Origin of the sequence: Okeania sp. SIO1H4 (assembly GCF_010672695.1) — a bacterium.
GTDB classification, from domain to species: Bacteria; Cyanobacteriota; Cyanobacteriia; order Cyanobacteriales; family Microcoleaceae; genus Okeania; species Okeania hirsuta.
The window spans coordinates 1-8,182 of record NZ_JAAHGB010000012.1; the positions used below are offsets into that span (position 1 = coordinate 1).

4 protein-coding genes are annotated in these 8,182 nt (G+C 39.6%); 2 read left to right on the forward strand and 2 right to left on the reverse strand.

Annotated features, from left to right (window positions below):
• Positions 1-291: 291 nt before the first annotated feature.
• Positions 292-2,316: a DUF6851 domain-containing protein gene (locus F6K06_RS11055; RefSeq protein WP_124145801.1), complete on the forward strand. Its 2,025-nt coding sequence runs from the start codon at positions 292-294 to the stop codon at positions 2,314-2,316.
• Positions 2,317-2,332: 16 nt separating this feature from the next.
• On the opposite strand, the gene F6K06_RS11060 is transcribed toward F6K06_RS11055, so the two are convergent.
• Positions 2,333-3,025 carry a hypothetical protein gene (locus F6K06_RS11060; RefSeq protein WP_124145802.1) on the reverse strand — a complete coding sequence of 231 codons (693 nt, stop codon included), beginning with the start codon at positions 3,023-3,025 and terminating at the stop codon, positions 2,333-2,335.
• Positions 3,026-3,179: 154 nt separating this feature from the next.
• Positions 3,180-4,916 (reverse strand): iron uptake porin, encoded by a 1,737-nt coding sequence (locus tag F6K06_RS11065; RefSeq protein WP_287240972.1) that lies wholly within the window; start codon positions 4,914-4,916, stop codon positions 3,180-3,182.
• A gap of 672 nt (positions 4,917-5,588) precedes the next feature.
• On the opposite strand from F6K06_RS11065, the gene F6K06_RS11070 reads away from it, so the two are divergent.
• Positions 5,589-8,182 (forward strand): DUF4347 domain-containing protein (locus F6K06_RS11070; protein ID WP_287323236.1); only part of this gene is annotated, 2,594 nt, incomplete at its 3' end.

Genomic DNA, 8,182 nt, shown 5'->3' on the forward strand with positions numbered 1-8,182 from the left:
CTCCCCCAAGTAATGCGTGAACACCCCCGTTGACGGTGGGGTATTAAACCCACAAAGAAAATGATAACTATTGTCCAATAGAACATTAATAATCGCCAAACAGAGCGATCGCTTTTGAACCAGAGCAATAACTATTGTCCAATAGAGCAATAGAACATTAATAATCGCAAAACAGAAAGAATATTTCACCTTAAAAGGCGGGGTTTTAGACCCAATCCTGTTTGATAACTCGCCTATCCGACTCTTGCTTCTTCCTTCTACACTTTAGTTCTTTAACACTAAAAAAAAAACATGAATAATTCCACCAGGCAAAATCAGCAAATTTCTGACAACAACATCAATCTCACCGTCAACCCAGAAACTCAACTTGTCACAGTAGAAAATCCCACACCAAGCATTTCCGTACTATGGGATCAAGCAGTACAACAAGCAGTCATCAACACCTCCCCCGGTCCGACTGTTGCCTCCCGTGCTTATGGCATCCTACACACAGCCGCCTATGACGCTTGGAGCGCCTACGACCCACTAGCTATTGGAACTCAATTAGAGGATAATCTCCAACGTCCCCAGTCAGAAAACACTGATGCCAACAAAACTGAAGCTATAAGTTTTGCTGCTTATCGGGTATTATCGGAACTCTTCCCTAGCGAAGTAGAAATTTTCAATGAAGTCATGGCTGAATTAGGCTTTGACCCCAACAACACAACCACTGATACAAGCACTCCTGCTGGCATTGGTAACGTCTCCGCTGAAGCACTATTAACATTCCGTCGAAATGATGGCTCCAACCAACTAGGAAATGACCCTAACGGTAACGGTACTCCTTACTCCGATATTACTAACTATCAACCCCTTAATTTTCCTGGAGAAACTATCGATATAGAGTCTTGGACTCCCGAACGGGTTCCCATTGATGCTCTACCCGGTGAAGAACAAAGAGTGCAAACATTCCTAACTCCTCAATGGGGTAATGTTACACCCTTTGGTCTCACATCCGTTGAAGACATACGACCAGAAGCACCAGAACCATTTTTACTTGTAGATGGTGAGGTAGACTTAGAAGCACGCACAATTACTCTAGCAGACCAGTCTGTGGTTGAAATTACTCCCGATATTGTTGGTACAATTATTAATCCTAAATTTATCGAACAGACACAAAGAATTGTCGATCTCAGTGCTAACCTGACAGATGAACAAAAATTAATCGCCGAATTTTGGGAAGACGGAGGCGGTACATCATTCCCTCCCGGAACTTGGCTGACTTTTGGAGAATTTGTTTCCGCTAGGGATAATCATACTTTAGACGAGGATGTGAAACTGTTCTTTAATTTGGGTAATGCAGTATTTGATGCTGGTATTGCTGCTTGGGATGCTAAAACTTTTTATGATTATGCTCGACCTGTACGCACAGTCCGGGAGTTAGGAGAACTGGGTTTAATAGGAGAATTTAATCCAGAACTTGGTGGTTTTGCCATTGATGCTTGGGCAGGTCCAGCAGAAGGAACCCAAACTATTTTAGCAACTGATTTTCTCACCTTTCAAACTCCTGGTAGTGACCCTTCACCTCCTTTTGCTGAATATGTATCTGGTCATAGTACTTTTAGTGCTGCGGGTGCTGAAATTTTGGAACGGTTTACTGGTAGTGATGATTTTGGTGCTTCAGTCAGTTTTGCAGCAGGAGAGTCTCGTTTTGAACCTGGTTTGACACCGGAGTCACCTCTAGTTTTGGAGTGGGATACTTTTAGTGAAGCTGCGGATGAAGCTGGTATTTCTCGTCTTTATGGTGGTATTCATTTTGATGATGGGGACTTGAATGGTCGCGAGTTAGGGCGAGAAGTCGGGGAAAGTGTTTGGGAGAGAACTCAGTCGGTTATTGCTCCTAATGTTATTATCGGTACAAATGATGATGATGATTTAATCGGAACTTCTGAAAATAGTTTCATTTATGGCAACAAAGGTGATGATACAGTCCAAGGTTTGGATGGTAACGACTTACTTTTTGGAGGTAAAGGTAACGATACAGTTGATGGAGGTAATGGTGTTGATATTATTGGTGGCCACAGGGGTGATGATATTCTCATCGGCGGACCTGGTGGCGATCGCTTTGACTTTGGATTAGGTCATGGCGACAATATTATTGTTGATTTTGAAGACGGAATAGATATTATTGGTTTACAGGGTGGTCTGAGTGTCGAGCAATTGACTATTTCTCAGATAGGTAATGATACTCGCATTAGTACTAACCAGCTTTCTATTACGTTACAGGGTGTAGAGGAAAGCGTCATTAGTATTGATGATTTCACCGAACTTGCTTGATCGAAGAGTAGACCTTTTACCTCGGTGGTAACTGTTGAAAAATACCTCTACCTCCACCTCCAGTAATAGGAGTTATAGGTGTAGGTGATACGCGATCGCCAGAGCTACCAGCAGCAGGTTGAGAACCTCTCATCATTCCACCACGAGAGGGGTCTCCCACTCCACGAGAAGGGTCGGAAAATTCCGAGTCCGATACATCTGGAGACATGGTAAAATCAGAACCAGGTGCAGTGGTGCCACCCATTGGGTCGCCTGTACCACCCAGAGCATCATTTAAAAAAGTATTAGAAAAGCCACTGAAATCTAGTTTTCTCTCTTCTTCAAAAAATGGTACGCTTATTCTACGTTTTGCTGGTTCCCTAGAATTTTCTTCTTGAGCGTAAGCTACAGATATTAACCCAAGGGAAAAAGAAGAAGAAAGAAAGAAACATATCAATTTATTAATTGAATTTATCAGGAAAGGCAGAGGGGAGGAGGCAGAAGGCAGAAGGGAATTATGACTCCTGTCTTCGTTCATTCCCAAATATTTTGTTCTTTTTTGTTGCACCTTTACTCTTGTTTGTTCTCTGTTTCTTACTGCTATCAAAAAGCTATTATTTTTGATATTATCTTTTTCTTTTGGGTTTAATATCCCGCCATCTACAAGATGTTGAAAATTGGTTGAAGTTTGAGTCCCCATCCACTTTTTTATTCTTCTTTCTTCAATCATAGATAAATATAGTTATTCTAAATTTTTTTTGTTAATTTTACTTATCTTTTTCTTTTGGGTTTAATACCCCACTGTCTTACAGAGTGTTGACAATTGGTTGAAGTTTGAGTCCCCATCCATTTTTTCTTCCTTCTTCCTTCTTCCTTCTTCAAGGTCAAAAGCGGAAAGTTGTCCGTAAAACTCCAATTACAATTGTTTCATTATCTTCATTATGTTCTGGATTAGTCACTACAAAAAATCCGGGAGTAATTGTGATATAATCGTTAACTTTATACCGATAAAAAGTTTCAATATGATAAGAAGTATCCTCATCTTCTTCAATGCCATTATCTCCATCAACTAATTTTAACGGTTTACCAAATAAAACGGCAAATAAATCTCCTTGACGACCAAAAGGGTCAGACATACCAACAGAAAATAAATAAGTATTAGAAGTAGCATGAGCATCAGAATTAATATAATTTGTAAATACCCATCCTCCCCAAGCACCTAGAGTTATTTTCTCCCAAACTCGCCATTGTACTGTACCACCCACGGCATTAATATTAGCAGGTATACTTAACCCTCCAGAAGTATCAGCATTTAAGCTACCAGTAAAAGTATCCAAATAACCATCTTCTGAATAAGCATTAATATAAGTCACGCCAGTCAATACATTATCAAACGGAACAGTTAAAAATTGGACTCCCACAGCACTATGACCAGCATCAGTAATACCACCTTGGCCAGTGGGACCCTTGCCAGGGTTTTCGCTATCCCGCGTACCGTAGGCAACTTGCAAACGTACTTTATCAGTAATTAACCAATCAAAACCTAAACCAGAATCTAATCTACCTATCTTAAATATGGGACTAGAGTCAGTAAAGCGGGAAATAGACCCACGACCTGCATCAAAATAAGGGGAGTTAGCTGTGAGGACACTATTTAAGCTGAAGTTGACAGGACGGAAAGTGAAGACCACGCGATCGCCAAAAGCGGGAAAACGATATTCCAACTTAAATATCTGAAACTCATCATCTGTATTTGTTTGATAAGATAAAATTGCCATATCTGTATTAAACGACTGACTACCTGCAAAACTACGACTACTGAAATTTGCCGCACCCAATTCTATTCGTAGGCGGTCTTTACCTGTAAAAGTTGTAGCTGTTTGCAGTCGTACTAAATAATTAAAAATTGTGTTTTTGTCTCCGTCTCCACGTCCACCAAAAGCATTGACTACATCCTCACCGCCAAAACCGTTGGTTAAACCAAATATTACTTCTCCACCAAATATTGTTGTAGTGCCATTAAACCTGTTTGCTTCTAATTCTGCGGTGCGAGCTTCAAGTACATCTATTCGACCACGGAGGGTAGCTAACTCTGGAGCAAATTCTTCAACTAAACGTTGAATGGCAGCTATATCCTCGCGAGTCGCTAAGTCTACTGTAGACTGGCCAATTAATTCTGTCATTCTATCTAAGCAGGCATTTAACCCAGCAGCAAATTCGTATCGGGTCATAGCTCGGTTACCTTTGTAAGTGCCGTCTGGATATCCTGCAATACAACCGTAACGTTCTACTAATGATTGTAATGCTTGAAATGCCCAGTCTGTAGGTTGGATATCTGAGAGTTGGGATACGGAGGTTACTTGGTCTAGTTCTGAAAGATCGTCATATTCATCTGATGCTTGTGCTAGTTGTAGGGTTTTTTTTCTAACTGTTGAAGGAACAGAATGGGAGTTATTTAAGCTCTGTAATATTGGTGGTGATAGTAAATGGAGAAAAGACTCATCTTGAGGTTTAACTTTTGTAGAATTTATTTGTGTTAATCCAGTTGCAGATTTTGCCCATGTTAAAGGAACTCCTAAAATAAATATTGAGATTAAAGATAATAAAAATTTACTTCCCATTTTATTTCGTCCTCATCTTATCGGTATATTTATTTAACTTGGTGTACTTTGATTTCAGTACATAATAATTTAAGACGTTTATATCATTAATATCTTCTTCGAGCAACCTAGCCAACAACTAATTTATTAAGATCAGTAAAATATTGTCTTCAAGTGCAGTGAAACATCGAATAAGTTAATTTATTAGACATAACTTCATCAGAAGATTACCAATCAAAACTTTACAAAACTTATTTATGGTCTTCCGGAAAATAAAATTTAATATTATCTTTATTGCCGTTATGTTAGTTATTTATATACGATTAAATTCACAATTGAAGAAGGAGACAGGAGACAGGAGACAGGAGACAGGAGGAAAATTACATGGGGATTCTCACCCCAAGTAATTTTGAACACCGTGTAGACGGTGGGGTATTAAACCCACAAAGAAAATGATAAAAAAAACTAAACAGTATAAAAACCGGAGTCAATAGGCTGTGGCCATAACAATTAGTAGCTAATTAGCTTCCTAAACTAGTCTTGAAGATCGCCAATTTAATTTATTTGATGAAGCCTTTAAACCCGGTCTTTTACACACAAGTTATACATAATTTACTATCCAAATTCTAATTCCTGAATCTTTACTTGGTCAGGAAAAATCCTCAGAGAAAAACAGATTCACAAATATTTACCATGAACTTTTTAAACCAAAATCACAACCATGAAATTTTCTGTAAAAAGTTTGCAATTGAAGAAGAAGTCAGGAGTCAGGAAGACCGAGTCAGGAGAACGGGGTCAATGGGGATTCTCACCTCACCAACCACATTTGCACCGTGCAGACGGTTGGGTATTAAATCCATAAGGGATAAAGATAATAGCCATTGTGTGAGTATTTGGCCTCCTGGTATGGGAATATTAGTAATTATTGACCCTACGGTAGAAAGTTATCAAATGTTAGCATCCGGGGTTTTGGCAGGGGCAAAAGTTGTAATTCTGAACTCGGAAGAAGATGAGGTCAGACAAATAACTAGAGCTATTTTGGATTATCCAGTTAATAGTCTCCATATTGTTTGTCATGGTTCTCCTGGTAGTTTGCAGTTGGGTAATACTAAGTTAAGTATCTCGACGTTGACCAAATACGAGGCGGAGTTGAAAAGGTGGGGTGAGACCATAGGTTCTGGTGGAATATTGTTGTATGGTTGCGAGGTAGGTGCGGGAGATATTGGGAAAGCTTTTGTGGGAAGGTTCCATGAGTTGAGTGGGGTAGGTGTTGCTGGTGCAGTAAGTCCTGTGGGTAATGCAGAATTAGGTGGTAGTTGGGAACTTGGGGTTAAAGTTGGGGAAGTTGGGGATAATTTGGCGTTTGGAGAAGAGGTGTTGGTAAGTTATCCAGGAGTTTTGCCAGAAAATTTGCTCTTTGCTTCTCAAATTGAACCTGTCAACACCGCACCAACAGCTAATAATAGCAATATCCGCATAGACGAAGATACCACCTACAACTTTAGTATCACTGATTTTGATTATACAGACTCCGATGGCGACCCTCTAACCGAAATCGAAATCGTGAATTTACCCGAACGAGGGGAACTATTATTGGCAGGTTCACCATTAACTCCTGGTCAAACTATCAGCGCTACCCAAGTAGGAACTCTCAGCTATCGTCCAGAAATTCACGAAAATGGCGACAACTACACCACATTCCCAGTTATTTTTAACAATGGTTCAGAAAATAGCAACCAAGCGACAATAACTATCAACGTCAATTCAGTTAATGACCCTCCCGTAAGTACAGATGATAATATTCGCTTTGAAGCAAATATCACTGGACAATTCCAATTCCAAGAAAGCAACTTTCCTATCGTAGATGTAGATGGAGACAACCTAGCAAGTATTACGATCGCCCAAGAACCAACTTTAGGCAGTCTTACTCTCAACGATGAACCAGTCACTAACCCCATCCCCGTTAGTGACATCGACCAACTGGTATATAGTATAGAACCAACTCCTGCAGGCAATAACATCGATGAATTCACATTTACAGTTAATGACGGTCAAGCTGATAGTTTAGAATACACAATTAATATTAATGTCGGGGAAAGAAGTACAGATACACCCCCAACTGCAGCAGATGCTGAGATTACAATAGAAGAAGATACTACCTTTCAATTTAATACATCAATTTTCAACTTTCGAGATGAAGATGGTGACTTTTTCAGCAACTTCAACATAACCAGAACTCCAGAATTAGGACGACAGGAAACATTCACAGACGAGGGTGTTCTTGAAAACATTTTCTACATCCCCAACCATAACGAGTTCGGCAATAATTACACCAACTTAGAATTCCAGATCGGTGATAGTGGTGGACTCAACAGTCAAGAAACATACACCCTTAACATCAATGTCACTCCAGTTAACGACAACCCAGTATTTACAAGTGGAGCGCCAACAACAGCTACAGTAGGTCAACTATACACTTACCAAATTACTGCTAATGATATAGACGAAGACCGGATAGATATTAACTCCAGTAACATACCTGGTTGGTTACAATTTACCGATAACGGAAACGGTACAGCTACATTAACAGGTACACCTACAGACCAAGACATAGGTAACAGCAATATTGAACTTACAGTTACTGACCCCAGTGACACTACAGATACGCAAATTTTTAGCCTACAAGTCACTGGTCCCCAAGCACCTACAAACCTGCAAATTAGTGGTACAAAATTCAACGATATCAACAACAATGGTGTTTTAGACTTTATCGAACCAGGTTTGGCAGGAGTTACTATCTACGTCGATATTAATAATAATCAAGTTTTAGACAACGATGAACCTAGAGTAGTAACAAATAGTGAAGGGTCATACTTGTTTGAAAATATCAGCTTAGACCCTGGTACATATAGTATTAGAGATATTCCACCTGTTGGTTTAACTCAAACTGTTGCAGCTCCTACTATTACGGTTAACTCTGGATCTACAACTTTTACAAATATAGATATTGCTAATATTGCTACTATTGCCCAGAGTGGGAGTATTAGTGGTACAAAATTCAACGACCTTAATGGTGATGGTTTCTTCGACCCAGGTGAACCTCCATTAGAAGGATTTACTATTTATGTCGATTTTGACAACAGTAATACCTTAGATGCAGATGAACCCTTTGCTATAACTAATACAGACGGCACTTACACCATTAACAATATCCCAGCAGGAAATTACACAGTTAGGGAAGTACAACAAACAGGTTTCACTCAAACTACACCAGACCCCATTGTTAC

Excerpts from the sequence above, each read along its gene's own strand:
- F6K06_RS11055 (WP_124145801.1), top strand. The coding sequence starts at position 292 with ATGAATAATTCCACCAGGCAAAATCAGCAAATTTCTGACAACAACATC.
- F6K06_RS11060 (WP_124145802.1), bottom strand. The coding sequence starts at position 3,025 with ATGATTGAAGAAAGAAGAATAAAAAAGTGGATGGGGACTCAAACTTCA.
- F6K06_RS11065 (WP_287240972.1), bottom strand. The coding sequence starts at position 4,916 with ATGGGAAGTAAATTTTTATTATCTTTAATCTCAATATTTATTTTAGGA.